At 69.8% G+C, this 26723-nt stretch carries 22 protein-coding genes and 1 riboswitch; of the genes, 5 read left to right on the top strand and 17 right to left on the bottom strand.

Annotated features, from left to right (window positions below; all coding sequences use genetic code 11):
* Positions 1-24: 24 nt before the first annotated feature.
* From ACZ5UM_RS05880 to uvrA, 6 genes are all read right to left on the bottom strand, one after another.
* Positions 25-942 carry a polysaccharide deacetylase family protein gene (locus ACZ5UM_RS05880; RefSeq protein WP_464847448.1) on the bottom strand — a complete coding sequence of 306 codons (918 nt, stop codon included), beginning with the start codon at positions 940-942 and terminating at the stop codon, positions 25-27.
* A 51-nt stretch (positions 943-993) separates the two neighbouring features.
* Positions 994-2883, bottom strand: coding sequence for an excinuclease ABC subunit UvrC (gene uvrC, locus ACZ5UM_RS05875; RefSeq protein WP_464847447.1), 1890 nt, complete (start codon positions 2881-2883; stop codon positions 994-996).
* Positions 2884-2960: 77 nt separating this feature from the next.
* Positions 2961-3335, bottom strand: a complete 375-nt coding sequence (locus ACZ5UM_RS05870; RefSeq protein WP_464847446.1) for a hypothetical protein — start codon at positions 3333-3335, stop codon at positions 2961-2963.
* Positions 3336-3339: 4 nt separating this feature from the next.
* A complete protein-coding gene (locus ACZ5UM_RS05865; protein ID WP_464847445.1) occupies positions 3340-3999 on the bottom strand; it encodes an RNA polymerase sigma factor in 660 nt (219 codons plus the stop codon).
* A 111-nt stretch (positions 4000-4110) separates the two neighbouring features.
* On the bottom strand, positions 4111-6114 hold the full coding sequence (locus ACZ5UM_RS05860) for an ABC transporter substrate-binding protein (protein WP_464847444.1): 2004 nt from the start codon (positions 6112-6114) through the stop codon (positions 4111-4113).
* 47 nt (positions 6115-6161) lie between these two features.
* Complete coding sequence (gene uvrA, locus ACZ5UM_RS05855; RefSeq protein ID WP_464847443.1) at positions 6162-9026, bottom strand: excinuclease ABC subunit UvrA; 2865 nt, start codon at positions 9024-9026, stop codon at positions 6162-6164.
* A gap of 222 nt (positions 9027-9248) precedes the next feature.
* Here uvrA and ACZ5UM_RS05850 point away from each other — a divergent pair, with 222 nt between their 5' ends.
* Positions 9249-9800, top strand: coding sequence for an HNH endonuclease (locus ACZ5UM_RS05850; protein ID WP_464847442.1), 552 nt, complete (start codon positions 9249-9251; stop codon positions 9798-9800).
* A gap of 131 nt (positions 9801-9931) precedes the next feature.
* On the opposite strand, the gene ACZ5UM_RS05845 is transcribed toward ACZ5UM_RS05850, so the two are convergent.
* On the bottom strand, positions 9932-10237 hold the full coding sequence (locus tag ACZ5UM_RS05845) for a winged helix-turn-helix transcriptional regulator (protein WP_464847441.1): 306 nt from the start codon (positions 10235-10237) through the stop codon (positions 9932-9934).
* 118 nt (positions 10238-10355) lie between these two features.
* Here ACZ5UM_RS05845 and ACZ5UM_RS05840 point away from each other — a divergent pair, with 118 nt between their 5' ends.
* Positions 10356-11135, top strand: coding sequence for a DODA-type extradiol aromatic ring-opening family dioxygenase (locus ACZ5UM_RS05840; protein ID WP_464847440.1), 780 nt, complete (start codon positions 10356-10358; stop codon positions 11133-11135).
* Between the two features lie 6 nt (positions 11136-11141).
* Here ACZ5UM_RS05840 and ACZ5UM_RS05835 read toward each other — a convergent pair whose 3' ends face one another.
* The 5 genes from ACZ5UM_RS05835 to ACZ5UM_RS05815 form a co-directional block, all read right to left on the bottom strand.
* Positions 11142-13946: a phosphodiester glycosidase family protein gene (locus tag ACZ5UM_RS05835; protein WP_464847439.1), complete on the bottom strand. Its 2805-nt coding sequence runs from the start codon at positions 13944-13946 to the stop codon at positions 11142-11144.
* 179 nt (positions 13947-14125) lie between these two features.
* Entirely contained in the window at positions 14126-15901 is a 1776-nt protein-coding gene (locus tag ACZ5UM_RS05830) for an alpha/beta hydrolase family protein (RefSeq protein ID WP_464847438.1), read from the bottom strand.
* Between the two features lie 82 nt (positions 15902-15983).
* Positions 15984-16556, bottom strand: coding sequence for a DsbA family oxidoreductase (locus tag ACZ5UM_RS05825; protein WP_464848296.1), 573 nt, complete (start codon positions 16554-16556; stop codon positions 15984-15986).
* Positions 16557-16710: 154 nt separating this feature from the next.
* Positions 16711-17670 (bottom strand): ferrochelatase, encoded by a 960-nt coding sequence (hemH, locus tag ACZ5UM_RS05820; RefSeq protein ID WP_464847436.1) that lies wholly within the window; start codon positions 17668-17670, stop codon positions 16711-16713.
* 193 nt (positions 17671-17863) lie between these two features.
* Positions 17864-19486, bottom strand: a complete 1623-nt coding sequence (locus ACZ5UM_RS05815) for a long-chain fatty acid--CoA ligase (RefSeq protein WP_464848294.1) — start codon at positions 19484-19486, stop codon at positions 17864-17866.
* Between the two features lie 275 nt (positions 19487-19761).
* On the opposite strand from ACZ5UM_RS05815, the gene ACZ5UM_RS05810 reads away from it, so the two are divergent.
* Both ACZ5UM_RS05810 and ACZ5UM_RS05805 read left to right on the top strand, forming a co-directional pair.
* Positions 19762-20136: a DUF5694 domain-containing protein gene (locus ACZ5UM_RS05810; RefSeq protein WP_464847432.1), complete on the top strand. Its 375-nt coding sequence runs from the start codon at positions 19762-19764 to the stop codon at positions 20134-20136.
* Entirely contained in the window at positions 20133-20501 is a 369-nt protein-coding gene (locus ACZ5UM_RS05805; RefSeq protein WP_464847430.1) for a DUF5694 domain-containing protein, read from the top strand. The genes ACZ5UM_RS05810 and ACZ5UM_RS05805 overlap by 4 nt, the downstream gene beginning before the upstream one ends.
* Positions 20502-20583: 82 nt before the next feature.
* On the opposite strand, the gene thiW is transcribed toward ACZ5UM_RS05805, so the two are convergent.
* Genes thiW through thiD form a run of 3 tightly spaced genes read right to left on the bottom strand, consistent with a single transcriptional unit; the run spans position 20584 to position 23389 of the window.
* Entirely contained in the window at positions 20584-21108 is a 525-nt protein-coding gene (gene thiW / locus ACZ5UM_RS05800; protein ID WP_464847428.1) for an energy coupling factor transporter S component ThiW, read from the bottom strand.
* Positions 21105-22559 (bottom strand): hydroxyethylthiazole kinase, encoded by a 1455-nt coding sequence (thiM, locus tag ACZ5UM_RS05795; protein ID WP_464847427.1) that lies wholly within the window; start codon positions 22557-22559, stop codon positions 21105-21107. Before thiM ends, thiW begins: the two co-directional genes overlap by 4 nt.
* A complete protein-coding gene (gene thiD, locus ACZ5UM_RS05790; protein ID WP_464847426.1) occupies positions 22559-23389 on the bottom strand; it encodes a bifunctional hydroxymethylpyrimidine kinase/phosphomethylpyrimidine kinase in 831 nt (276 codons plus the stop codon). Before thiD ends, thiM begins: the two co-directional genes overlap by 1 nt.
* A gap of 148 nt (positions 23390-23537) precedes the next feature.
* A riboswitch (TPP riboswitch) is annotated at positions 23538-23643 on the bottom strand.
* A 124-nt stretch (positions 23644-23767) separates the two neighbouring features.
* Here thiD and ACZ5UM_RS05785 point away from each other — a divergent pair.
* Positions 23768-24208 (top strand): NUDIX hydrolase, encoded by a 441-nt coding sequence (locus ACZ5UM_RS05785; protein WP_464847423.1) that lies wholly within the window; start codon positions 23768-23770, stop codon positions 24206-24208.
* 111 nt (positions 24209-24319) lie between these two features.
* On the opposite strand, the gene ACZ5UM_RS05780 is transcribed toward ACZ5UM_RS05785, so the two are convergent.
* Complete coding sequence (locus tag ACZ5UM_RS05780; RefSeq protein ID WP_464847422.1) at positions 24320-25270, bottom strand: ABC transporter ATP-binding protein; 951 nt, start codon at positions 25268-25270, stop codon at positions 24320-24322.
* 187 nt (positions 25271-25457) lie between these two features.
* A complete protein-coding gene (locus tag ACZ5UM_RS05775) occupies positions 25458-26189 on the bottom strand; it encodes an ABC transporter permease (protein ID WP_464847421.1) in 732 nt (243 codons plus the stop codon).
* Between the last annotated feature and the right edge of the window lie 534 nt (positions 26190-26723).

Raw genomic sequence — 26723 nt, 5'->3', positions numbered from 1 at the left:
CTCCCCTTCCTTGTGTGCCGCAGGTCAAGGCAGTACCACGAACTCGTAGCCCTCCGCCCGGAGCGCCTCGATGATCATCGGCACCGCCTCGGCCGTGTGCTTCATGGTGTCGTGCGCCAGGATCACCGCGCCGGGGTGAAGCTGGTCCAGCACGTCGGCGACCACCTGGTTCGGGTCCTTGTAGCCGTCCACGACGCCCTCCCAGTCCAGCGAGCCGTTGCTCCAGTTGATGAGCTCCAGCCCCAGTTCGTCCAGGGTGGCGAGCAGTTCGTCGTTGTACGCGCCGAACGGCGGCCGGAAGTACCGCGGCGGCAGGCCGGTCACCTCCGTGATCAGGTCGATCAGCGGCTGGATCTCTTCGATCTGCTCCGCGCGGCTCAGCTGGGTCATGTTCGGGTGGGTCATCGTGTGGATGCCCAGCACGTGCCCCTCCTCGTGGATGCGCCGCACCAGGTCCGGGTGCTGCGCGGCGCCGTAGCCGGTGATGAAGAAGACCGCCTTCACGCCCGCCTCCTTCAGCCCGTCCAGCACCTCCGGCGTGTAGGCCGAGGGGCCGTCGTCAAACGTCAGCATGGCCACCTTCCGGTCGACCGAAGGGTCGCTGGGAACCAGCGGGTAGCCGATGCCGCCCGGCTTCCAGGTGACGGCCGGGAGGGCCGGATCCGGAGTGCCCGCACCGCCGGGGACCCCGGGGTCAGCCGGGTCGCCGTCGCCGGCGGGGTCGGGCGGATCGGCGGGTTCCCCCTCGCCGCCGGTGCCGGGGGACTCGCCGCCGGTGCCGGGGATTTCAGCGCCGGGGTCCGGCGGGCCGGGATCCTGCGGATTTTCGGAGGCAGGAGGCGCAGAGCCGGACGGATCCGGACCTGAGGCGGCGCCGCCGCAGCCGGCCACCAGCACGGAAACCAACAGGAGCATCGCAGCCCAACGCTTATTCCTCATCATGTTTCATACCCTTTCATTCATCGAATGGAGCGTAAACCTGTGCGGCATCCCTCAGCGCATGGGTCCGCCGAGCGCCTCCTTCACCCGCTCCGCCAGCTCCAGGGTGATCCCCGGCACCTGGGCCACTTCTTCCACGGTCGCCTCCCGGATGGCCTTCAGCGAACCGAAGTGCTGGAGCAGGGCCTTCTTCCGCTTGGGCCCGATGCCGGGCACCTCGTCCAGCCGGCTCTGCGTGCTGGCCCTCCGGTGCAGCTTGCGGTGGTAGGTAATGGCGAAGCGGTGCGCCTCGTCCCGGATCCGCTGCAGCAGGAAGAGCGCCTGGGAGCCCCGGGGAAGCGCAATCCAGCCGGGGCGGTCCTCCGCACAGAGCAGCTCCTCCTCCTCCGCCAGCCCGAAGGTGGGGATGTGATCGACCCCCAGCTCCCGCATGGCGGCCCGGGCGTAGGAGAGCTGCCCCTTGCCGCCGTCGATGATCAGGAGGTCGGGGAACTCGGCGAACTTGCCGCCGTACGCGGCGCCGCCCTCGGCCACCCGGTCCGCCTCCAGGTCCCGCACCCGTCCCTCCACCTGTGCGGCCCGCTCGGCGAGCCCCCGGCGGAAGCGGCGCGTCACGGCCTCGGCGATGTTGGCGAAGTCGTTGTTCCGGTCGACCCTCATCTTGAACCGCCGGTAATCCGACTTCTTGGGCTTGCCGCCTTCGAACACCACCATGGCGGCGACCACCTCGGCGCCCTGCACGTGGGACACGTCGAAGCACTCGATGCGGTGGGGCAGCCGTGGCAGGTCCAGGACCTGTTGCAACTCCCGGAGCGCCCCCTCGGTCGCGGCCAGCTCCAGCTCACGCTGCTGGCGGCGCTCGGCCATGGCCTCCTGCGCGTTCTGCGCGACCATGTCCACCAGCCCGCGCTTCTCCCCCCGCTTCGGGCAGCGCAGCACGACCCGGGAGCCCCGCTTGGCTGACAGCCACGCCGCGATCACATCGGTCTCCGGCATCTCCTCGCTGACAAGGATCTCCTGCGGCACAAAGTCCGTCTGGCTGTAATGCTGCTGGACGAAGGCGGCGAGGATCTCGCCCCCCGTCAGCTCATCCGCCCCGGACATGATGAACTGGTCCCGGCCTACCAGCTTCCCCTGGCGGACGAAGAAGACCTGCACGCACGCCTCGTCGTACAGCCGGGCGTAGGCGATGGCGTCCAGGTCCACCATCGTGTGCACGATGATCTTCTGCTTCTCCGTCACCTTCTCGATCGCCCGCAGCTGGTCCCGCAGTTCGGCGGCCCGTTCGAACTCCAGCCGCTCCGCCGCCTGCTCCATGCGGGTTCTCAGGCGCGCGACCACTTCCTGCGTGCGGCCCTCCAGGAAGGCCTGCAGGTCCCGCACCGCTTCGCCGTACTCCTCGTGCCGGTCGAAGTCGGGGAGGCACGGGCCCAGGCAGCGGCCGATGTGGTACTGCAGGCACCCGCGGGGATGCCGGGAGGGGTCGTTGCACGTGCGCAGCGGGAACAGCCGGCGCGCCAGCTTCATCGTTTCCCACATGGCCTGGCTGCTGGTGTAGGGGCCGAAATAGCGGGAGCCGTCCTTCTTCATGGAGCGGGTGACCATCAGCCGCGGCCACTGCTCGGTCAGCGTCAGGCGCAGATAGGGGTAGTGCTTGTCGTCCCGCAGCCGGATGTTGTACTTGGGCTTGTGCTTCTTAATCAGGTTAGACTCCAGGACCAGCGCTTCCGTTTCCGTATCCGTCACGATGTGCTCGATCTCCACAATCTGGCTGACCATCGCGAGCACTTTCGCGGTCAGGTAGCGTGACGACTGGAAATACTGGCGCACCCGGTTCTTCAGGTTCCGCGCCTTCCCCACATAGATGATGCGGCCCGAGGCGTCCTTGAACAGGTAGCAGCCCGGCCGGTCTGGCAGCAGCTTGATCTGCTCCTCCAGGCCCACGCGCACTCACCTCCCCTATAGTGTAGCATCCCAAACGACAGAAAAGGCCCCGCCGGAGCGGGGCAGCCGGGTTCCACTCAGCGCAGCAGCGTGATTTCCTGGGAAGACCAGCGCAGGTCGGTCACCGCGGGCCGGCCGGCCTCTGAACGTGCCACTGGGGCCATGGCGGCGATCCATGTGCGATCGATGCCGGCCCAGCGCCCCGGCCACGGCGCCGCCGGGCGGAAGGCAGAGCCGGCCGCGCCGGCCGCCGCCCAGAGGATGCCCACCGCCAGCGCGGCGGCCGCCGCCCGGTAGAGGCCCGGCAGCCTGCGGCGTGCGGCCCTCGGCGCCTGGCGCAGCCGGTCGCGCTCCAGCTCGCGCTCGATGCGCGCCCACATGTCCGGCGGCGGCTCCACGCGCGCCGCCTCCGAACGCAGAACCTCCCGAATCGTCCGTTCGTTGACGCGCATGGTCTCACTCCTCGCAGGGAACAAGCGGGGTCTTGGCCGACAGGCGGTGGTAGGACAGGGCGATCAGGTCCGGCCTGCCCATCTGGCGGGCCATGTGATGGCGCAGCAGCTCCCGCGCCCGGTGCAGCCGGGACTTCACGGTACCGGGCGGGCACCCGATCACCGCCGCAATCTCGGTATCGGAGAACTCGTGGAAGTACTTCAGGACGATCACCGACCGATGGACCGGGTCCAGACGGCCGATCGCCACGTGCAGGAGGTGTTTCTCCTCACTGTCCAGCACGGCCTCCTCCGGCTGCCAGGCGCGCTGCACCCGGCCGCGCTGGTGCTCCTGGCTCGTGCCCGGAGCCGGATCCAGCTCTTCCTTGATCTTGCGCCGGCGAAGGAGCGTGATGGCCTCGTTCACGGCGACGCGGTAGAGCCAGGACTTGAAGCTCGAACGGAACTGGAACTTGTCGATGGAGCGGAAGACCTTCAGGAAGGTCTCCTGCACCACGTCCTGCGCCAGGGTCGAATCCCGCACCACCAGATAGGCAAAGCGAAACACGTCGTCACGGTAGAAGGTGAACAGCTCTTCGAAGGCCTGCCGGTCCCCTGACTGGCAGCGTGCGACCAGATGCAGCTCCGCGTCGAACACGGGCTCCAACTCAGCGATGGCCGTCACCCCCATCCGGCACCCATATGTGAATTACTATACCACAATCCTTTCTATAAACGAAAGGCCCGGCGCGCCGAGAGACTGTTGTTGCTTCTCCGCGCCCGGGCCTTTTTCCTGCTAGTGCAGCAGTTCATACCTCCCGTCGACCCACTGGAAAAAGTAGACGCGCGCCGCCTGATTCTCCCCGGTGGCCGGGTCAAAGCTGATCTGCGTCGACCAGCCCTTCAGCCCCCGGGTCGACCGGACGAGGCTGGCGAACTCGTCGCGGCCGGGCACCTGCCCGGGGTGTTCCTCGCCGTAGCGCAGCAGCGCTTCCAGAATCACCCGCGCCGCGTCGTACCCGAACATGCCGTACCCCCGCGTCGGCTTGCCCAGGATGGCCTCGTAGTGGCGCACGAAGCGGGCGTCGCTGCCCTGGGTGTAGTGGGCGAAGTAGATGTCCCGCCAGCCGGTGCCTTCGGTGGTCTCGAAGGCCGGATTGTAGAGCTCGACGCCGCCGATGACCGGCAGGTCGACGCCCGCCCGGCGCAGGGCGGTCACCGCCTGGAACCCGGTCTGGCTGTTGCCGGCGTAGAAGAGCGCGTCGGGCGCGTAGGCCCGCACCGCGGCGGCCAGCGCAGAGCCGTTGACCTCTGCCGGCACGATCACGCGGCCCGCGACGGGCAGCCCCATGATTTCGGCCGCGGTGGTGAAGGAGGCGGCGCGCTGTTCAGCCTCCTCGCTGCCGTCCAGGAGGAGCAGGATGGCCGTAGCGTTCAGCTTGGCCCGGGCGAAGGCCGCGGCGGCCGAGTCGATGCGGGTCTGGTGCGCGACCAGACGGTTGACGTGCGGCCACCCGCCCTCCATCAGCTCTTCCCCCCTCGCCGTGGGGGCCACCAGCGCGAGCCCGCTCGCCTGCAGACCCTCCGCCAGCGCCAGGGTCGCCTCGCTGGTCAGGCTGCCCACCACGCCGATCACGTCCTGGTCATACGCCAGGCTCTGCGCGTGCTCGGCAGCCGTCTCCGGCCGTCCCTGATCGTCGTACCGGGCGAGGGTCACCTGGTAGCCGGCCTGCAGCAGGTCGGCCTCCATGTCCCGCAGCGCCAGCTCCACGCCGCTGGCCAGGTCGTGTCCCCATGCGCCGTGCGCCCCCGAAAGGGGCACCACCGCCGCCAGCACCAGCGGCGTCACGTCGCCTTCCGGCGCTGCGCCGCACCCTGCGGGCAGCGGGCGCTCGGCCCACTGGGCGATCAGCCCGGCGATCTCGCCGGCGACGGGAATGGCGTAACCGAGCCCGTTATCGGACCCGGCCGTCACGATCCCCACCACCTCGCCGGTCCCGGGGTCCAGCAGCGGGCCGCCGCTGGAGCCGTGGGTGACCTCGGCCCCGCTGAAGACCACCAGGTCGGGGTAATAGCGCCCTTCGATGCGCCTGGCCAGACCGGTCTCCACCACCTCTGCCGGCAGCACGGCCCTGGCCGCGGTGCCCTTCGGCGTCCCCCAGGCCCAGACCGGCTCCCCGACCGCCACGCGCCGCTCCGAGAGCGGGAGGACGTCGGGCCATTTGGCCAGGGTCGGCACAGCGATCAGCGCGACGTCGCGGTTGCGGTCCACCCCGACCACACCGCCCTGATGCGTGGCCCCGTTGTCGTCGATGACCGTCACGCACTCCCGGAAGCCGTCGACCACGTGGGCGTTGGTGACGATGTGGCCGCCGGTGTCGATGAGGAAGCCGGTACCCACCCGGCTGCCCTGTGCGCCCCGCACGTGGATGGTCACGGTGGCGCGCAGGACGCGCTCCGGCAGGGCCGCCCGCGGCTCGGCCTGCGGCTCACCCTGCGGCTCGCCCGGCCCGGTCGCGTCCGGCGTCCGGTCCGGGTCGCCGGGCTCACCGGCGACCTCCTGCGGGTTCCAGGGCCAGCGGCCCGCGTGCACGCGGAAGCCGCCCAGCACCCCGGTTCCGAAGAAGGCAACGAGCACCAGCGCGAAGACCCACACCGCCATCCGGCCGGCGGACCGGCCCCGCCGGCGCACCGGCGCGGCCGATGGCGCCGCCTTCAGCGGCGTGCCGCAGCTGTCGCAGTAGTTGGCGGACGGCGAGACGGCCGCTCCGCAGTACGGGCACCTGCTGGCGTGGTTCACCTGTCCTCTCTCCTGTCTGCCGCCTCACGCGGTTCGTCAGTCCCGGCTCAGTCGGTCCCCGCGGCGGCCTGCAGCGGCGACCCGGCCCGCTGCCTGGCCATGTGCCGCTTCAGGAAGATGCCGGTGTAGCTGTCGGGGTTCGCGCACACGTCCTCCGGCGTCCCCTCGGCCACCACCCGGCCGCCCCGGTCGCCTCCCTCCGGCCCGAGGTCGATGATCCAGTCCGCCTGCTTGATCACGTCGAGGTTGTGCTCGATCACCAGGACCGTGTTGCCGGCGTCCACCAGCCGCTGCAGCACATCCAGCAGCCGGTGCACGTCGGCGGTGTGCAGCCCGGTGGTCGGCTCGTCCAGGATGTAGATGGTGCGGCCGGTCGCGCGCCGGGAGAGCTCGGTGGCCAGCTTCACCCGCTGCGCCTCGCCGCCCGATAGCGTGGTGGCCGGCTGGCCCAGCCTGATGTAGCCCAGCCCCACGTCCTGCAGGGTCTGCATCTTGCGGTAGATGCGGGGCAGCGGCCTGAAGAACTCCACGGCCTCGTCGACCGTCATGTTGAGGATGTCGGCGATGGTCTTCCCCTTGTAGTGCACCTCCAGGGTCTCCCGGTTGTACCGGGCGCCCTTGCAGACCTCGCAGGGCACGTAGACGTCGGGCAGGAAGTGCATCTCGATCTTGATGATGCCGTCGCCCTTGCACGCCTCGCAGCGGCCGCCCCGCACGTTGAAGGAGAAGCGGCCCGCCTTGTAGCCCCGCATCTTGGCCTCGGGCGTCTGCGCCATCAGCTCGCGGATCAGGTCAAACACGCCGGTGTAGGTGGCCGGATTGGACCGCGGCGTGCGGCCGATCGGCGACTGGTCGATCTCGATCACCTTGTCCAGGTGCTCAAGCCCCTCGATGGACCGGTGCCGGCCGGGCTTGGTGCGGGCCCGGTTCAGGTCGGCGGCCAGCCGCTTGTACAGGATTTCGTTGACCAGGGTCGACTTTCCGGACCCCGAGACCCCGGTCACCACCGTGAAGGTGCCCAGGGGAATGCGCACGGTGATGTCCTTCAGGTTGTGCTCCGCGGCGCCGTGCACCACCAGCCACTTGCCGTTGGGCGCGCGCCGGCGCTCCGGAATCGGGATCTGCCGCCGGCCCGAAAGGTAGGCGCCGGTGAGCGACTCCGGGGCGTTCAGGATGCGCTCCACCGGGCCGGAGGCGACGATGCGGCCGCCGCCTTCCCCGGCGCCCGGGCCGATGTCGACCACCCAGTCGGCCGCCAGGATCGTGTCCTCGTCGTGCTCGACGACGATCAGCGTGTTGCCCAGGTCGCGCAGGTGCTTCAGGGTGTCGATCAGCCGGGCGTTGTCCCGCTGGTGCAGGCCGATGGAGGGCTCGTCCAGGATGTAGAGCACGCCCACCAGGTGCGAGCCGATCTGTGTGGCCAGCCGGATCCGCTGCGCCTCGCCGCCCGACAGGGTTCCGGCGGCCCGGTTGAGGGTCAGGTAGTCCAGGCCGACGTTGATCAGGAAGCCCAGCCGCGCGTCGATTTCCTTCAGGATCTGGGCGCCGATGGCCCGCTCCTTGTCGGTCAGGTCCAGGTTGCTGAGGAAGTCGCGCAGCTGGGCGACGTCCATGGCCGTCATCTCGGCGATGGACAGCCCGCCCACCTTCACGGCCAGCGACTCCGGCTTCAGCCGCGCGCCGCCGCAGGCCGGGCAGGGCCGGCTGGTCATGTACTGCGCCAGGTGCTCCCGGATGGCCTCGCTGGAGGTCTCGCGGTGCATCCGCTCCAGCTGCCGGATCGCGCCCTCGTACACCACCTCGTACGTCTTGCGCTGGCCGTACATGTTCTCGTACTCGAAGCGGACCTTCTGCTCCTGCCAGCCGTAGAGCAGGATCTCCTGGAAGCGGGGGTCCTGCTGGTTGAGCGGCACGTCCTTGCGGATGCCCAGCTGGCGGCAGAGCGCGTCGATCTGGTGCAGGAACCACTGCTGGCTGGATGTCGCCCACGGGATGAGGGCCCCCTCGTTCAGCGAAAGCGAGGGATCGAGGATGAGGTCCGGGTCGAACTCGGTCTGGAAGCCCAGGCCCGTGCAGACCGGGCAGGCGCCGAACGGCGAGTTGAAGGAGAAGCTGCGGGGCTGCGGCTCGTCGATGGAGACGCCGCAGTCGGGGCAGGCGAAGTTCTGGCTGAACAGCAGCTCCTCGCCGCCCACCACGTCGATGGTGACGAGCCCGCCGGTCAGGGTCGCGGCCGTCTCCAGAGAGTCGGCCAGCCGCCGCCGGATGTCCGGCCGGATCACCAGCCGGTCCACCACCACCTCGATGGTATGCTTGCGGTTCTTGTCGAGCTTCGGCGGGTCGTCGGCCACGTCCATCACCTGGCCGTCCACCCGCATGCGCACGTAGCCCCCGCGGCGGATCTGCTCGAAGACCTTCTGGTGCTCGCCCTTGCGGCCCCGCACCAGCGGCGCCAGGACCTGGATGCGGGTTCCCTCCGGCATCTGCAGCAGGACGTCGACCATCTGATCCACCGTCTGCTGGGCGATGGGCTGCCCGCACTTGGGGCAGTGGGGCCGCCCGATGCGGGCATAGAGCAGCCGCAGGTAGTCGTAGATCTCGGTCACCGTGCCCACGGTGGAGCGCGGGTTGCGCGACGTGGTCTTCTGGTCGATGGAGATGGCCGGCGACAGCCCCTCGATGGCGTCGACGTCGGGCTTGTCCATCTGGCCCAGGAACTGGCGCGCGTAGGCGGACAGCGACTCCACGTACCGCCGCTGCCCTTCCGCGTAGATCGTATCGAAAGCGAGGGACGACTTCCCCGACCCGGAGACGCCGGTGAACACGACCAGCTTGTCCCGGGGAATCTCCACGTCGATGTTCTTCAGGTTGTGCTGCCGCGCACCCCTGATCACGAGCCGGTCTTTGGACACAACGAAACGCCCCCCACCGCAGTCTCAACTCTAGATGTTACCACACCCGGCGCGCGTGTGGCGTCAGGCAAATCATACCGCTTCGAACGCCTGTTTGCAACCTGCCGTTTGTTCGGTTCTGTGTTATAATGGGACGGACCCTGTCCGGCCGCGGATTCGCCGCCCCGGGCACGGCCACACTAACGGAAAAGAGGGGCCGGACGAGACGTGCCCCATGGAGGTATGAACGCCACGGATTCCAATCTGGTTGAAGTCATCGACAGCCGGGGGCGCGTGCTGACCCCCTGCAGGCGGAAGGTAGCCGACCGTGAGGTCAGGCTGGGCCGGGCCAAGTGGATCGGCCGGAGCCGCATCCGGCTCCGTTTCGACCCCTTCGCCTACCGCTACATCCGGCTGAAAGTCCTGGCCCGCGACCGCTACACCTGCTACTGGTGCGGCCAGCCGGGCTTTACGATGGATCACGTCATCCCCTGGTCCAAGGGCGGGCGCACGACCCTGGCCAACTGCATCTGCGCGTGCGAGGCGTGCAACGGGCGGCGGGGCGACATGGACGCGGCGGAGTTCGCCCGCCTGATGGGCCGCCCGACGCCCCATCCGCACCTGATCCTCTCGGGCCGCCACCTGACTGCGGGTGCCCCCGCGCCCGCCGGGGAGCCGGGTCCGGCCGTGAAGCCGCGCGCGCTCGTGCCGCGGCCGGCCGGCAGGGCGCAGCGGTTCGCCCAGCTCGCGCGGCTGCTCGAAACGGCCCCCGTCGGCCGCCGGTCGCTCCGCTGACCGCACCGCCGCCCGGGAGCCCTGCTGACTGCACCGCCAGACCGCTGCTGCAGGGGCGCCGCGCAGGCGCCCCTGCACCGCATACAGGCCGGGCTGAACGCCCGGCCTGCGGTCATCCTCGGAGTTGATGCTCAGCCCCAGCTCTCCGCCCACTGCTGGATGGCGGCCAGGATGGGCTCCATCGCCCGCCCCTTCGCCGTGAGGGAATACACCACCCGAACAGGTACTTCGGGAAAGACCTCCCGGGTGACGAGCCCCTCCGACTCCAGCTCCTTCAGCCGTTCAGAGAGCAGCCGCCCGCTCACGGGGATGGCGGACTCAATCTCCGAGAACCGCTTCGGGCCGCTCATCAGCGTCCACAGGATCAGGCCCGTCCAGCGCTTCCCCAGGATGTGGATGGCATGCTCGAACTTCGGGCAGAGCTGGATATCAGCCACGGCTCATCACCTCCTCGTCCGTAATTATAACAGAAGGAGTTCGCTTGACAACACCAACTAGCCATCGTATACTTGGTTACGAATCGTAACCTATATGATTGGAAAGGGAGAGCTGCCCATGCAGCCTGCGATCTTCGCCGCACACGGCTCGCCGATGCTGGCCCTGGAGGACAACGAGTACACCCGCGCCCTCCGGGCCCTGGGCGAGCGTTACCGCCCCCGCGCCGTCGTGGTGTTCACCGCCCACTGGGAGAGCAGCACCCAGATGGTCAGCGACGTGGCGCGCTACGACACCATCCACGACTTCGGCGGCTTCCCGCCGGAGCTGTACCGCATGCAGTACCCGGCTCCCGGTGACGCCGCGACGGCGGCGCGCGTGGCCGAGCTGCTGCAAGGGGCCGGCGTGCCCTTCACCGTGGACCGGCGGCGGGGTCTCGACCACGGGGCCTGGGTTCCCCTGCGGCGGATCTACCCGGAGGCGGCGGTGCCGGTCGTGCAGATGTCGGTGAACCCGTGGGCGCCGCCGGAGGCGCACTACCACATCGGCCGGGCCCTGGCCCCGCTACGCCGTGAAGGGGTCATGATCCTCGCCAGCGGCGGGACCATCCACAACTTCGCCACGATCCGCTGGGACGATCCGCCGGAGGCCGACGCCTGGGCCGTCGCCTTCGACGACTGGCTGCTGGCGCGCATCACGGCCTGGGACCTGCCGGCGCTCTTCGATTATGAAAAGCAGGCCCCCGGCGCCCGTCTCGCGGTGCCGCCGGGGGGGCATGAACACTTCATCCCGCTCTTCTACGCGCTCGGGGCGGCGGATGACCGGCGCACCGTGCGGGAGCTGCATCGCAGCTACCGCTACGGCAACCTGAGCCACGCCCTCTGGGAGTTCGGGGTCTGATTCCCGCTAGGGCCCCAGCCGGATCCACGGCTTCCCCGGCGCCGGATCGACGGTGAACAGCCGGGGAGCCCGCGGCGTGCCGGCGTGGATGTACGGGATACCCTCCACCCGGGTCACGGCCGGCGCAGCCCCGCCTGCGCTCAGGTAGGCCGTCTGCTTGCCGGACGCTTCCTCGAAGGCCGTGAGCCGCTGCTGCAGGAGCTGCCCCTCGCGGCTGTCCGCGAAGCCCAGCGGGCTCTCCCCGCCCACCACGACCACTTGGCGGACCGCCCGGGCCTCGGCAGTCATGGCCAGCAGGGCATCCAGCTCCTCCCACTGGTGGAAGGCGGTGGACCGCAGGCCGCCCTGCCCCGTGCCCAACAGGATGAACCGCACCCCGCCGGCGTCGACATACCGCGCCGGCGGCTGCATTTCATACACCGGCAGGTCGGCCCGGCCCAGCCCGGCCAGGATCGCCCGCACCGGCGCGCGTAGCCCGGCGCCCACCAGGAAGAGCTTCGGATCGCCCTCCAGGGCCTCTGCGACGGCGGCCTCCGGCCGGTCCTGCGGCAGCGCCGCCAGCACCGCGAAGGACCAGCTCTCCTCGCTGGCCTGCGCGCCCGGTTCCAGGATCACGTCTCGCCCTGCAGGCGCCTCCGCCGGGACCTCCGGCATCGGCAGCGCCATCTTCACCGTCAGGTCTGCGAAGGCGAGCGTCCCGGCGTAGGACTTCGCCGTGTCGGTCTCGACCGGGTAGATCCGGTACAGACTCACCGGGTAGGCGGCTGCCGCGGGCACCGCCGCCTCCGCGTAGCGCCAGTCGGTCCAGTCCACCGCCGGGGCCAGGTCCACCGTGTGGGTGGTGCCCGCCGCATCCCGGAGCACCGCCCGCAGCCAGGCGCCCTGCCCGTCGCCCTTCACCCAGAGGCCGAACCGCACGGGCCGGCCGGGCAGCGCGACCGGCGAGATCGCCTGCAGGTAAGCGGCGCGGTTGGCTTCCGCAGGGCCGAACACATACTGCAGCGCCATCGCGGCGCCGCCGGCGGGGCCCGGGGCGAGCCCCACCGAGCCGGTCACCTGCTCGGGGTGCCTGTCGAACGTCCACAGCTCCGGCTGGCCCAGTACGGCCACGGGCGTGGTCTGCATGCCCGAGACGAAGGGGATGACGGCCTTGTGTCCCTGCACCGAAACGGTGATGAGCCCCGACCCCGTGGCCACCGGGAGGGCGCGCAGGGCGCTGCCCTCGGGCTCCACCCGCACCAGGTCCGCGTCGTACTCCAGCGTGAGGTCGGCGGGGTCGATCAGGGCCCTGTACCCGTCGGCATCGTACCCGGCCACGGTAAAGGTGCGGCCGCCCGCGTCCAGCAGGGCGAGGCCGCCCTCCACCTGCGGCTCGATGCGGGCCAGCGGCCCCAGCACCCGCAGCTCCAGATGGGCCGTGAGGCCCTCCGTCTCCGCGGTGACCGTCACCTTCGTGCCCGGCGCCACGGGCTGGGAGGAGGCGCTCACGGCCGTGTAGCGGCCGTCCGGCGCCATCGTTCCCGGGCCGCGCAGCCCCCACCGGGGCGGCTCCACCGGCGCAGAGCCGTACTGCTCATCGTACGCCTTTACGGAGAACGTGCGGGTGAGACCGGGGAAGACCCGGCCCTCCCCCTCGATCTGCAGATGACGCGCGCGGCCCGACCCCGGCGCCGCGAACAGGCCGATGCCGTTGGGGACCGGCCGCTGGGCCGAGGCGGCGAGGTTGAGCACCGTCAGCGGCTCGCCGGGCCGGCGGGCCACGATGGTGGAGGAGCCGCCGCCGTCCAGTTCCAGCGCCTGGGCGGCACCGAAGGCCTTCATGAACGCGGCCATCTCCGCCAGGGTGGCCCCGGCGCTCCGGGACGAATCGCCCTCGATCACCAGCAGGTACATGCGCCTGCCGTCAGCCGAGAAACCGACGGCCGACCGGGGACGGCGGGTGGCGCGGTCCAGGTTGGGATTGACTTCGCCGTCCACGACCAGCTTGTTCTGCCCGCCCAGGGCCCACTTCACCGCCGGGCTGGGCCGGTACGACACCTCCACCGGATCGCCGGGCTTCAGCGGGTCCAGGAACCGGGCCGCATCGCCGGTGCCGACGAGGATGAAGCCGTCCTCCGGCACGGCATCGCCGTTCACCCGGGTGTTGACCGCCACCACCCGGCCCGCGCGGACCAGGACCTCACGCCCTTCCCGGGCGTCGCCCATGGCCCAGGGCCGGTCCTTGGTCCAGAGCGGCGTGAAGATGCCCAGGCCGCCCTCCGGCACCACCGGCGTGTTCACGACGGTGAGAGGGTGCGTGCCATGGGGGGTCGTCACGGTGCCTTCCAGCGCCACCGTGGCCAGCCGGCCGATGCGGTCCGTCCCCACCAGGACGCCGTTGGGCCATTCGGGCTGCGGCGACTGCAGGTACGCGCCGCCCTTCACGACCGTGCCCAGGGCGATGCCGCTGCCGCCCAGGGCGAAGAAGTCCCCGTTGATCGCAGCCACCGCGCCCTCCCGGGCGGCCATGTCCAGCAGCGGCTCCCGCTCGGTCACGCCCGGGGCGGTGAGCACATCGGAGGTGAGGGTGGGCTCCGCCAGGTCGGCGGTGAGCAGCCAGCCGTTGACCCAGCCGTAGGGGTAGAGCCGCTCGAAGGCGGTCAGCGTCAGGCCCTGCGCGATGGGGGTGACCTCGTGCCGGGCGGTGACGTAGTGCAGGATATCGGACGGTGCGGCGGCAGGGGCCACCTGAGCCGCCAGGGCGGCGGGGGCCGCCGGGGCCGCCAGGGCCGCCGCCAGCACCGGGATCATCATCCAGGCCGTCCGCTTCATGTAGGTGGTTTCCTCCTGGACAGGTATTCTGTAACCTGTAACCTTTGACGGTGCCACCCGTGAAGCGGTTTCCGCAGAAGCTTGCAGAGTCCGGGCCAGGGGGAAACTCCCAGCCATGGCGCGCGCAGGACCAGGGCCGCGTGTGCCCTGGTCCTGTGTGCGTATCGGGCGGTGAGTAGTCAGTCCTCCGCTCCGGACTCCCCGGGCTCCCGGGCCTGTTCGCCGGACCCCTCCTCCGGCTGCCCTGCCGCAGGCGGCTCTGCATCCCCGGTCCCGGGCTCCTGCTGATGCCCCGGCTCCGGGTTCGAGTCCGGGTCCGACTCCTGCTCCGGCCCCTGCACCGGCTCCTGGTCCGGCGCCAGCGCCCGGATCCATTCGGCGATGGCCTCGACCACATACTCGGGCACGTTGGCCGGAACCATGTACTCGGCCAGCGTGCTGATCTCGCCCTCGCCCTCCGTGAACAGGTGGTTCAGCTTCGGGAAGAGCTGGAAGGTGACGTTGGCCCGCGCCGCGAGATCGGCCTGGAAGCTCTCGAACTCGGAGACGGGCACCTGGAAATCCCGGGCCCCCTGCAGGAAGAGCACGGGCTGCTCCTGCTCCTTCAGGAGTTCAGACGCCTTGGGCACCAGGTCGTGCCAGTAGTGGGGGGTGCCCAGCGCGAAGCCCTCGGGCGGATTCTCCGGGTCGAAGGCGGGGTCGCGGAGCATGGCCAGCTGCGGCTTGATGAACTCCAGCTGCAGGAGCGGCAGCTGACCGGTCTGCACCATGATCTCGTTCTGCGCCTCGAGCGCATCGAGGATGCTGTTGGCCGCGGCCATCGCGATGCCGCCCCGGATCAGGCCTTCCTCATCCTGCGCAAAGATGCGGGGCAGAACGAGTCCTCCAAGGGAGTGGCCCAGGACGTAGATCTGGCCGGCATCGATGCGCTCGTCGGCCGCCAGCAGCCGCACGGCCGCGAGGGCGTCCTCCACCGATTCCTGCTGCACCGTGAACTTCGGGTTGGCGCCGAACTTCTGGGAGTGCACGAAGGTGCGCTTGTCGAAGCGCAGGGTGGCGATGCCCCGGGCGGCCAGGCCGTGGGCCAGGTCGCGGAAGGGCTTCACCGCGTACGCCGTCTCATCCCGGTCGCTGGGGCCCGAGCCGTGAACCAGCACCACGGCGGGGAAGGGCCCCTCACCGGCGGGCAGCGTCAGGGTGCCGGGCAGGGCCCACGGAGCCTCGCCCACCACGACCTCCTCCTCCACGAAGGCCGCCGGATCGGCGTAGGCAGGCGCCCCGGCCGTCTCGACCGGCAGGTACGTGTTCAGGTGGAAGTCATCCACCAGCCCCTCCCCGTCGAACCGGATGATCGCCTTGTACGGTGCGACGGCGAAGGGCAGGAGCACATCCACGTTGTGGTGAACCGCCGTGGCGGAGGCGCCCATCACCTGCGGGCGGCCCAGCTCGCCCAGCGGCGCCAGCGAGAGGGCGATCTGCATCCAGGCCTCCATCGGAACGGCCTCCTGCAGGGCCGGGCTCAGCTGCGCATTGACAGCGCCGAAGTCACCGCTCTTCAGGGCGTTCACCAGGCGGAACGCCTTCAGCATGTAGGGGTCGACGACGGCCTCCCCGGCCTCGGGATCCCAGGCGACGGGCATGGCCAGGAGCAGGTCCATGAATGCCTGGGGCACGAAGGTCCGGTCGTTGATGATCACCGCCTCGGCGCCGATGGGAACGGGCTGCCCGTCCACCAGCGCCTCGGCCTCGCCGATCCTCAGCGTCGCGGTCACGCCGTCCTCCGTCACGACGGTGACGGTGCGGGTGTCGTTCTCCCACTCCACGGTGGCCCCCACGGCCTCGGCCAGGAACCGCAGGGGCACCAGCTCGGGCGCCGCGGCCTGCGCGGCCGCGGGGGTGAGGACCATGATCGCCAGCAGGGCGGAGGCCACGAAGCGTCGCAGCCAACGAGTCATGTGCACCGGAACTCCCCCTTCCACGCGGGAATGCATGGGGAGAGTTCGTGCCGCAGGCGGCCAATCCCTGCGTAAGAAGAGACTATCCCTCCCGGGCGATCCGCTTCAGCGCATCCCGCAGCGCCTCGTAGGGCTGCGCCCCGACGATCTTGTACCGGTTGTTGACGATAAAGGTGGGCACGCCGTGGATCCCGTACCGGGCCGCCAGGGCCAGGTGCTCGTCCACGCGCGCCGCATACTGCCCGGCGCGCACCGCGGCCAGGGCCGCTTCCGCGTCGAGCCCGGCCGCCTCCGCCGCCTGTCCCAGCACCGCTTCCTCGTGCAGGTTCCGCCCCTCTACGAAGTAGGCCTGAAACAGCGGCAGTACCAGCGCGTCCAGCCGATCCCGGTCGCGGGCGTACTCCGCGAGTTCATGCGCCCTCCGGGTGTTACAGATGAACGCCGGCGGGTCGATCGGCAGGCCCATCGCCTCGGCCCGGGCCCGCAGCTCCGCCTGCATCAGCTCCAGCCGGCCGGGCGGCATGCGGTCCCCGAAGTAGGCCGCCAGCGACATGCCCTCCGGCGGCGTGGCCGGGTTGAGCTGAAACGGCATCCAGGTGACCTCCAGCTGCAGGTCGGGCTCCTGCTTCAGCTTCTCGACGAGTCCCTCGCCGATGTAGCAGAAGGGTCACACGAAGTCTGAAAAGACGGTGAGCCGAATCATCACGAACAACGCCTCCCCTGGCCGGACCGGGCCTGTTCCCGGCCCGCGGCCGTACCCTTTCGACGCACAAGGGGGGCGCGCCGTGATGGGATTCGCTCGGCGCCGCCTACGGCAGATACTGCCGCACCAGGTCCTCCAGGCAGTCGATGAACAGCGGGTGGTCGTTGGCGGCCGGGAGGTAGTGGAGCTGCTCGCCGCCGGCCTTGGCGAACTCCTCCGCGTACTCGACTTCCAGCTCATGCAGGGTTTCGATGCAGTCGGCGGCAAAGCCCGGCGCCATGATCGCCACGTGCCGGTGGCCCGTGCGGGCCAGCTCCCGCAGCACGTCCTCGGTGGCTGGCTCCAGCCAGGGGTCGTTGCCGAACTTGGACTGGTACCCCAGGACGATCTTCAGGTCGGGGAAGCGGGCTCTGACCGCTTCGGTGGTCAGCTCGCACTGGGCCGGGTAATCATCGCCGGCATCTGCGTAGGCCTGCGGGATACCGTGGTAGGAGAGAACCAGCGCGTCGGGCCTGCCCTTCTCCGCGATGAACGCGCGGATGCGCTCGGTGAGGAACGCCAGGTACTTGGGGTGGGTGGGGAACGCCCGGATGAAGATCTGCTCGGGCAGGTCCCGCCAGCCGTCCAGCGCCTTCTGCACCCTGTTCCAGATCGGGGCCGTGGTGGTCGAGGAGTACTGCGGGAAGAGCGGCAGGACCAGCAGCCGTCGCACGCCCCACCGGTGCAGCTCCTCCAGGGCCGACTTCACCGAAGGCTCGCCATAGGTCATGCCCAGCGCCACGCGGATGCCCTCCGGTTCCAGCCGCGCCTGCAGCGCGGCCTGCTGCAGGCGCGAGTAGTGGAGAAGCGGAGAGCCTTCCGGCAGCCAGATCTCCCGGTAGATCCTGGCCACCTTCGGCGGGCGGGCGCGCAGCACGATCCCGTGCAGGATGGGCAGCCACTGCCACCTGGGCTTGTCGATTACCCACCAGTCGCCCAGGAACTCGGCCAGGTAGGTCCGTACCGCCGCGGGTTCGGGCGCGGCAGGGGTTCCGAGGTTGACAAGCAAGACCGCCGTCTTCTCCATGCGTGCCGTCCTCCAGACGAAACATTTGCGTTTATCTTTAGCCCTGTAAGGTTCGCGTCCCTGCCCATCCCCGCCGCATCGCCGCAGAATACTGTGCGCGGCCGATGAGGGCGGTCCGGCAGGCGGAGGAAGATCGGAGCCGCATCCGACCGGCGGTCTAGGCGGCAGATACCCCCTGCCGGCCGTACCGCCCCTAGTCCACGGGTTCCCCCTGCTGCGCCAGGTGGTTCCAGAACTGCGCCCGCAGCACCTTCTTGTCGAACTTGCCGACGCTCGTCTTCGGCACCTCGGGGATGAAGACCACGTCGTCCGGGATCCACCAGTCGGCGACCCGGCCCCTGAGGTGCTCCTGGATCTCCTGCGCGGTCAGCTCCGCGCCCGGCTTCGGCACCACGCAGGCCAGCGGCCGCTCCTGCCACTTGGGGTGGTAGACCGCCACCACCGCCGCCTCGGCCACCTTGGGGTGCGCCATGATCGCGTTCTCCAGGTCGACCGAGGAAATCCACTCGCCGCCGGACTTGACCAGGTCCTTCATCCGGTCGACGATCTGCATGTAGCCGTCCGGGTCCACGGTAACCACATCGCCCGTGTAGTACCACCCGTCCCGGAACGTCTCGGCCGTCCGGTCGTCCTCGTAGTACGCGGCGGCGATCCAGGGCCCGCGCAGGGCCATTTCGCCCATGGCCCGGCCGTCCCAGGGCACCTCCTTGCCCTCCGCGTCCACGACCTTCATGTCCAGCCCCGGCGCGAGCAGCCCCTGCTTCGCCTTTTTCGCGTACCGCTGGTCCGTCGGCGCGCCTTCGAGCGTCGACTTCAGCCGGCCCACGTGGGTCACCGGCGCCCCCTCGGTCATGCCATACGCGTGCAGGAACGGCACCCCCAGCTTCAGTTCGTACGCCTCGATCAACGCCCGGGGCGGGGCGGCGCCGCCGCAGGCGATCCGGGTGATGGAGGACAGGTCGTACCGCTCCTGCTCCACGGCCTGCAGCACGCCCATCCAGACCGTCGGCACGCCGGCGGCCAGGGTCACCTCCTCGTCCTGGATCAGCCGGCACAGGGTGTGCGGGTCGGGACGCGGGCCGGGCAGCACCTGCTTGGCGCCCATCCAGACGGCGGCGAAGGGCAGGCCCCAGGCGTTGACGTGGAACATCGGTACGACGGGCATGACCACGTCCCTCTCCCCGATCCCGACGGTGTCCGCCATGCAGACCATCATCGAGTGCAGGTAGATCGCCCGGTGGGCATAGCAGACCCCCTTCGGCATGCCGGTGGTGGCCGAGGAGAAGCACATCCCCGCCTCGGCCCACTCGTCGATGTCCTCGGGGAAGCGATAGTCGTCCGGGGCGGCGGCCAGCAGCTCCTCGTAGCTGTGGACCGGCGAGAGCCGGGTTTCCGGCAGGGGGCCGTCGGCCATGATCACGAAGTGCTCCACCGTCTTCAGTTCGGGTCGGACCGCCTCAACCAGCGGCACCAGGTCCGCGTCGATCAGCAGGACGCGGTCGCCGGCGTGGTTGATCACGTAAGCCAGGTGTTCCGGGGGCAGCCGCAGGTTGATGGTGTGCAGCGAGGCCCCCATGCAGGGCACGGCGAAATAGGCCTCCAGGTGTCTGTGGTGGTTCCAGGCGATGGTGCCGACCCGGTCCCCGCGCCTTATGCCCAGGCGGGTCAGGGCGGCCGCGAGCCGGCGCGTGCGGTCGTAGTAGTCGGCGTACGTGTACCGGTAGATGCCCGAACCGGTGCGGGAGACGATCTCCTTGTCCGGGAAGTACCGCCGTGCCCGCTCGAGCATGGTGTGCAGGGTCAGCTGATGCCGCATGGTCATGGGTCTCAACCCCTCCTCATCATCCCGTCGCCGGCCGGCGAGGCGGGAGTGCTTTTCTCAACTATTGGCTGTCGCCGGCAGGTTACCTTCTGTTTTTACACATCATTCTGATTACCGCCTCAGATCCGCCCGGCGGCAGGACGCGGACGATGGGAGCCAGCGGCGGATGCATCACCACCAGGAGGTCGCCGCCGTATCCAGCAGCAGGAAACCGGCGGGCATGACCGAATTGTCTTACCAGTTCACGAGTCTTCGGGAGGAATGCCAACATGTCCGGCGGCCGCGCGCGGGTCATGGTGCTGGGGACCTACCACATGGCCAACCCCAATCAGGACTACGTCATGACCGACTACAGGGACGTGCTGGACGAAGGGTATCAGCGGCAGATCGAGGACGTGGTGGCGCGGCTGCTGCGCTTCCGCCCCACCCAGGTGGCCGTGGAGGTTGAGCCCGGCCGCATCCAACCGTGGCAGGAGCGCTACGAGGCGTACCGGGCCGGCCGGCTGGAGCCGGGGCGGAACGAAATCGAGCAGCTGGGCTTCCGGCTCGCCGCCGGGATGGGGCACGCCTGCATCCACGGCATCGACTGCAGGATCGACCTGGACATCGGGGGGTCATCTCCGCGGCCGGCCGCCTGGGCATGACCGGTCTGCTGTCCGCGTTCGAGCGCATGACCCGGCAGGTGCAGGAGGCGCAGCGAAAGGCGGAAGCCGAAGGCGGCGTCCTGGGACTGCTCCGCTACCTCAACTCGGCCGAGCACGATGCCCTGCACGCCGTCTACATGCTGCTCGCCCCCGTGGGGGCCGGGGAATCGTACGCCGGCGCGAACCTGGTCGCGGACTGGTACCGGCGAAACCTGTTTATCTTCAGTCACATCGCCCGTCTCGCCCGGCAGGAGTCGGACCGGATCCTCGTCCTGATCGGCGCGGGCCACCGGCCCCTGCTCAGACAGTTCATCATGGACGCCCCCGGCCTGCTGTACGTCGATCCCCTCTCCTACCTGCAATAGGGGGCTGCGATCCACCGCCCGCGCGGCGGACCGCAGCCCGCTGGCTGTACACAGCGTTCAGGAAAGCACTTGGGTCTCGCGCTCACGAACCGCTCCGGTGAGCCGCACGGCCCGCCGCCATCAGGCGGAACCGCTGCAGGAGCGCCAGCGCCTGGCCGCCGATCACGGCCCCGGCGGCGCTGCTGGCTGCGAAGCTGGGGATGTAGAAGCCGATACCGCCCGCCGCCGCCTTGGCGTTGCCCAGGAGCAGCACCGCCACCGGATAGGCTGCCACGGCCCCGATCACGCCGGTGCCGATCACCTCGCCCACCATGGCCGCCAGCCGGGAGCCGGTGCGCTGGTACAGGAGACCCGCCAGCACCACGCCGAAGAGCGTCCCCGGAATCGCGAGCAGCGTGCCGCTTCCCAGCATGATGCGGATCAGCGCGATGGCGAGCCCCACGATCCCGCCGTAGACCGGGCCCAGCATGGCGCCCGCCACCACATTGATCGCGTGCTGGGCGGGGAAGAGCCTCGCCCCGAAGAGGGGGATGGCCGAGAAGTACGACGAGATGACGCCCAGCGCCACCAGGATCGCCATACGGGTCAGCAGTTCGACTCGGTTCATGCGGACACCCCCTGCTTTGCGCGTTCCACCTCGTCGAGAAGGGCCCGGGCCGCAGCCCCGGGATCGGGCGCCCCCACGACGGAGGAGATCACCGCCACCCCGACGCCGCCCGCCTCGATCACGGGCGCCGCGCCGCCGATGCCGATGCCGCCGATGCCCACCACCGGGAGGTGGGTCGCCTGGCTCACCCGCCGGACGACGGCCGGGCCGTAGGGCTCCCCGGCGTCTGCCTTGGACGGGGTCGCGTAGACCGGACCGGTGCCGATGTAGTCGGCCCCGGCCTCCTGGGCGATCCGGGCCTCTTCCGGGATCTCGCAGGTAGCCCCGATGACCGCGCCCGGTCCGAGAATCCGCCGGGCGACCGCCACCGGAAGGTCCTCCTGACCCAGGTGCACCCCGTCGGCCCCGACGGCCAGCGCCAGATCGACCCGGTCGTTGATGAGCAGCAGCGCGCCGTGGCGCCGGCAGGCCTCCCGCACCCGTCCCGCTGCCGCCACCTGGACGGGCAGCGGGAGATGCTTCTCCCGGAACTGGATCATGCGGCAGCCCGCCTGCAGGACCGCCTCCACCACCTCCGGCGGCGTGGCGCCGCTGACCAGCACGTACAGGCTGAGCCGTTCGGAGAGGGGCGGCGCGATCCGCCCTGCCGGCAGGGAACCGGCCCGGCCCAGACGGTCCAGATAGGCGAGGGCAAAACTGCCGGGCCCCGGCGCATCCGACGCCGCCTGCTCGCCCGCCCACCCGGCCCAGAGGAGCGACTCCGCCACCACGTCCACGGCCGGGGCGGTATCGCCCTGCGCAGGAGCGGCGCCGTCGCCCTGTGCGGCCGGGGATGCGGCCAGGGAGGCCGCGACCAGCCCGGTCGCCAGGCAGCCGGCCCCGGGGATCTGCGCCATGAGCGGGTGACCGGCGCGGACGGTGAGGGTGCGCCGCCCGTCGGTCACCAGGTCCACCGCTCCCGTGACGGCCACGATGCAGCCGAAGCGCCGGGCCGCCGCCCGGGCCGCCCGCTCCAGCCGCAGGCCGAGCGCCTCCTCCGGCCCGTCGACCCCGCGCACCAGCCCCCGCTCACCCGCCAAGGCCATGATCTCCCCGGCGTTGCCCCGGACGGCGGTCACCTTCACCCGCTCCAGCAGCTCCAGAGCCGCGCGGGTCCGGGTTTCGATCCCCCCTGCGCCCACCGGGTCCAGGACCACGGGAATCCCGCGCCGGGAGGCCACCTCGCCGGCCTCCAGCATCGCCTGCTGCAGCCCGGGGCTCCAGGTGCCCAGGTTGAGCACGAGGGCGTCGGCCGCCGCGGCGACCAGATGGGCCTCCGCCCCGTCCCGGGCCATCACCGGCCGGGCGCCGGCGGCCAGGAGCCCCCTGGCAACCCAGTCCATGGTCACGTAGTTGGTCATCGCGTGGACCAGGGGGCGCCGTTCCCGCACCCGCTGAGGCAGGGCCGTCATCACCGCGCCGCCCCCTCTCCGGACAGGCTGCGCCCTTCCTCCAGCCAGGCCAGGTGGTTGGTGGGTCCGTGCCCGGCGCCGATGCCCGGCGCCTTCCGGATCGCCAGGGTGATGAAGTCTTTCGCCAAGCGGACGGCCTCCGGCAGATCCAGGCCCCGGGCCAGCCCGGCGGCGATGGCGGCGCTGAAGGTGCAGCCCGTCCCGTGGGTGTGCCGGCTCTCCACCCGCTCCGCTTCCAGCCACTGCCGGCTGCCGTCGGCGGCGATGAGCAGGTCGGCAGCCGGCTCGCCGCCCAGGTGGCCGCCTTTCACCACGGCTGCCCGCGCCCCCATCTCGAGGAGGCGGCGACCGGCGGCCTCCATGTCCGCGCGGGAGCGGATGGCCATGCCGGTCAGGGCCTCGGCCTCGGGCAGGTTGGGCGTCACCACCCGCGCCAGGGGCAGCAGCAGCTCCCGCACGGCGGCCTGCGCCTCGGGCAGCAGCAGGGCATGTCCGCTCTTGGCGATCATCACCGGGTCGACGACCAGATTGCGGACGCCGTACCGCTTTACCCGGTCGGCCACCGCAGCGATGATGGCGGCGTCGTACAGCATGCCGGTCTTGGCTGCGTCCGTGCCGATGTCGGAGAGCACGGCGTCCATCTGGGCCGCCACCTGCTCGGGGGTGAGCGGGTAGACGCCCGTGACGCCCAGGGTGTTCTGCGCGGTGACGCAGGTGATCACCGAGGTACCGTAGGTCCTCAGGACGGTGAACGTCTTCAGGTCGGCCTGGATGCCGGCGCCGCCGCCCGAGTCGGAGCCGGCGATGGTCAGGGCGCGGGGTTGGGTCATGAGCGCTCACACCTTTCCATTTCTCACTTGCCACTTTACGCTGCGGCGGACGCGCCGGGCGGACTCGCCCTGGCGAGCCCGAGGCCGGGTCCCGGAACTCGAAAGGCCGCCTCCACGAAGGACGTGGAGGCGGCCGCACAGGCGCTGAACGGCCGGCCGTCCACTTCCCTCCGCTGGCATTACCCAGTTCAGGTGCTAAGGGTCCAGGTCTCGACGGACCTGTTCTCAGCCAAAAGGCTCCCCTAGTGGACCGAGCCCAGTATGTAACTTCGCGGACAGCGTACCACCGCCCGGGCGGCAGTGTCAAGTGATCTGGCCCGGCGGGTGACCCCGCGTCTATCCGCCGAGCGTGTCCAAACCATACGGGGGGTACATCTGTTGGGCAGCAAACCAGTCAGGAACAGCGTGGAGTGTTGGGTCGTCCTGCGCGGGCAGAACGCGGCGGATGCCGTGCTCCTCCTGCACGTGGCGCACAGCCCGGCGATTCCGACGGGATTCTGGCAGCCGATCACGGGTGGAATCGAGCCTGGCGAGACGGCCCGCGAGGCTTGCATCAGAGAGATCTATGAAGAGACGGGCCTGAGGGTACAGGCCGGGGACCTCCACCAGGTTGATGGCCGCTGGGAGTTTGACCTTCCGGAACAGGTCATCCGCAAGGAGCTGTACTGGGTGGAGGCTCCTCACGCCAGCGTTCGCATCGCCCCTGAGGAGCACGACGACTGGCGCTGGGTCCCCCTCTCCGCGGTGGAGCCAGCGCTGTACTGGGAATCCAATCGGCGCACGTGGGCCGCCGTGCGCGACGCTATCCGGCGGCCATGAACCCGAGGGATTCGCCCGGCCCGGGAGCCGTCTGCATGCGTTCGCGTCGGGGACGCGCCGGGAACCGGCCGGGCCTGACCGGCGCAGGCGGCTCACCACCTGTGGCGGCATTCAGGAGACGGCATGACGGGCCTCCGCCGAACGCCCCGGGGCGACGGACGGCTGCGGCGCCGTCAGCAGGCGGAGGTAGACATCTTCCAGGGTGGTGGACTGGACGGTAAACGATATGCCCTCATTCAGCAGCGCATCGACCAGGTGGCGGGTGGATGCAGGCGAGCCGGGGTAGACGACCACCTTGCCGCCGTAGGGCTCAACCGCGCCAAACTCGGCCAGTGACGCTGCCCGGGGGTCCTGCGGATCCATATCCACGTGCACCCGCTCCTGCGCGGGCAGGCGGTCCCGCAGTTGCCCGGGGGTTGCCACAGCGACCAGCTGGCCCTTGGCAAGAACCGCGACGCGATCGGCCAGCGCCTCGGCCTCTGCCATGTCATGGGTGGTGAGCAGAATCGAGCCGCGGCGCTTGGTTGCCAGGACATTCCACGTATGCCGCCGAATGGCGGGGTCCAGCGCCGTGGTCGGCTCATCCAGGATCAGCAGCCGCGGGGATGCTGCCAGGGCCATGGCCAGCAGCACCCGCCGCTGGTAGCCGCCGGACAGGGTGTGGGTCAGCCGGTGCCGCGAGTCCCACAGGTCCAGGTCCCGGAGAGCCTCCTCGGCCTGCTGGCGCGCCGCGGGGGACGGGACGCCGCGGGCAAGCAGGTAGTAGTACACGTGCTCCCAGGGCGTGGCCGATGGGTCTGGCCCCGCCTGCTGCGGAACGACGGCGATTTCCTGCCGCAGCGCGGGCGCAGAACGGTGCGGGTTGTGCCCCAGCACTTGTACGCGCCCCTCGTCGGGCAGCAGCAGCCCCGAGAGGATCCGCACCAGAGTCGTCTTGCCGGCGCCGTTGGGGCCGATCAGAACGAGGATCTCGCCGTCCTGAATCTCCAGCGAGACTTGGCTTAATGCAGTCCGTTCCCCATAGCGCTTCGTGACATGATCCAGTTCTGCCACGGCGTTCACTGCGCAACCCTCCGTCAGACCACAAGCTTACACGAACATGACGTCCACAGGCGTTCGCCGCCGTGGCCCCGGCACGATCCCGGGTTGAAGCCGGTGGCCGCCGAGTGCCCGGGCGAAGGAGAGCGTAAGCGAGACCAACCCGGCTCTGGCGGCGAAGAAATAGACCGCTGAGGTCAGCACAAGAGGCTCAGGCCATCTGAGGTTTCCGGCTCACAAACCATAGCGCCAGGGCTGCCACCAGCCCCAGAACCCCCACGTACACCGCCCCTTGCGCAGGATCGACCGAACTCAGCCCGGCAACCATCCGCATGAGCTGGGCGATGTTCGCGGTGGGGATGATCGTGACCAGCCACCGCAGGCTCGCCGGCAGCAGGTCAGCGGGGTAATACACCGGTGGCAACAGGATCATGAGCAGCCCGGCCATGTTGGCAGCACTGGATACGGTGACGGGGTTCTCCCACATGCTCGCGAGCACAAATCCGAGCAGGCTGCCGATGAACCAGCTGAGCAACATGAGGAGCATAATGACTAGCAACTGGTGCAGCGCCATGCCCCCGATCCAAGCCAGAACGAGGATTAGGGCGAGCAGACCGGGGGCCATGAAAAAGAGTCGGGACACAGCCACGCCCACCAGATAGATCAGCGGTGATACGGGACCGGCCAGCATCATCTCCTGCAGACGGCGAAAACGGTACATCAACACGATCTGCGGCAAGGAGACGACGCCCGCGTTGAAGCCAAACGCAACGGCTGCCCCCAGCAGGGCATGAAGGCCCAGCTTCACACCTTCCAGAAGGGTCATCAGTAAGAAATAGGACAGGGGTATGCTCACGATGGAGACATACACCAGAGGCTGCCGCAGGCTGCCGCGAGTGAGCAAGGCTGCCACAGCCAACATCTGCCGCACGCGTCGGATCAAGTGATGACCTCCCTTTCTGTCACCCATCTCCCTGCGTGGGCGTCCGTCTCTGCGTCGGGGCCGGGCGCAAGGCAAGGGTTGCCAGCGAACCCCCGTGCTCCGCAGACGGTGCGGCCACCCTGTGGGAATGCCGTGCCAGCCGCGATGTTCCCGGGTCAGGGTGCGGCGCAGGGGCCTCCGGCAGGGGATGGTTCAGGCCAGTCTCTTTGTCCCTAGCATACACTCGTTTTCCGAAACTTGCAATATCCCTGTATTATATAAGGATAGTGCGTTATCTTATAAAAATCGCCGCTCCGCAGGGGCCAGGACAAGCGGTAGGTACGTCTGTCCCGGGAGAAAGCACGCTGAGCAAGCCGTTGCGCACGAGGCCGCATTGCTCTCCCGCTTCCTGCCGCCACCTCCTGGGTGGTCCCGTGCGGATGGTCTCCCTTCTGCTCTTGCCATCAGGAACGATGGACCATCTAGGGTTCCGGCCCGGACGATCAAGGTTCGCTGCGTCACGCTGCAGGTGCAGCGCTAACCTGCACATGCGGC

The sequence above is a fragment of the Symbiobacterium ostreiconchae genome (assembly GCF_055396975.1).
Note: the sequence above shows the minus strand (reverse complement) of the source record. Positions and strands in the feature narration are given on the sequence as shown.